Below are 1,253 nucleotides of genomic sequence, written 5' to 3'. Positions count from 1 at the left end.
CGGCTTGCGCATTCTGGGCATTATTCTTCTCTCGATTGTGGCATTCTGGATCTTTTCTGATGTCTCTGGGTATCAGTTCAGTATCGCCTTTGTGATGCTGTATACCGGTCTGGATCTTGCAACGATCATGGTCCTGCTTTTATATGTCAAGGATCGAAGACTGGTTGAAGCGGTTATTACGGATCTGATTGAACGGGGTGAACGAAGCAGGGAAGAGAGGGTTTCAAGATTCGGAGGGGATTTTGATGCAATAATTGCGGCTCTTGGGAGTGATGATGAACATGAGCGCGAAGAGGCTGTTGAGGCGTTATCTGAACTCTCCGATCCACGGACGATCCTCCCTCTTATCCGGGCACTCTCTGATGAAAGTCCGTTTGTCCGGAGACGGGCTGCTGACGCGCTTGGGAGGGCTGATTCACCAAAGGCAGTCGACCCTCTGATGAAGGCACTGACCGATGAGGACCGGTATGTCCGGGAGACTGCTGCCGAGTCACTGGGCCGGCTTGGTGATCGTGCGATTCCGGTTCTCATCAGGGGTCTTGACAATGAGGACTGGCGGGTCAGGGTTGGATCACTGATTGCCCTTCGGGTTACTCATGGCACAATCCGTTCTGTTGATTCAGTTCTTGAGCGGTTGCAGGATGAATCGCCGTACGTACGACGGGAAGCGGTGAAGACGCTCGGGCGGATTGGGAATTCTACGATAGTACCCTATATTATTCAGGCAACGAAGGATAGTGATCCGGGAGTCCGGCTTCGGGCGATCAGGGCACTTGGAAAACTGGGGGAGAGAGAGGAGGTTGTCCCTGTGCTTGAAAGGTGTGCCCGGGATGAGCATGGAGCGGTCAGGGTGCAGGCGAGGGAGGAACTTGAGAGGGTGAGAGGTGGTCGTGATGGGTGATGTTTCAGTATGTCGAATGAGGATGGAGAGAGACAATTTTTGTGATACAGGGTAGATTTTTATAACAAATGAACTGCATGAGACTGCCTCATCCTATCATATACTCTCAATTTTTTTTGCCCGCCATACTTGTGACTATTGCAATCATAGGACTTGCAATACGCCTGATCCCCCTGGAAATTATCCTGGGCCCGTATCCTCGTCTTGAGGGATTATGCGATACATGGTTTCTTCTCACACAAACCCAGTTTGTAGCCCATAATTATCCCCTCTATACCTGGTTTTACCCATCGATTGGATTTCCTGACGGTCTTGAAACAATCGAGATGAATCCACTTCTCCCGTTTATTGC

At 50.6% G+C, this 1,253-nt stretch carries 2 protein-coding genes; both read left to right on the top strand.

Annotated elements, in window-relative coordinates:
• Positions 1–901 (top strand): HEAT repeat domain-containing protein (locus PLA23_RS13565; RefSeq protein ID WP_324475564.1); only part of this gene is annotated, 901 nt, incomplete at its 5' end.
• A 116-nt stretch (positions 902–1,017) separates the two neighbouring features.
• On the top strand, positions 1,018–1,253 hold a 236-nt coding region (locus PLA23_RS13560; RefSeq protein ID WP_324475563.1), incomplete at its 3' end, for a hypothetical protein.

The organism is Methanospirillum sp., from assembly GCF_035406105.1.
Taxonomy (GTDB): domain Archaea; phylum Halobacteriota; class Methanomicrobia; order Methanomicrobiales; family Methanospirillaceae; genus Methanospirillum.
Note: the sequence above shows the minus strand (reverse complement) of the source record. Positions and strands in the feature narration are given on the sequence as shown.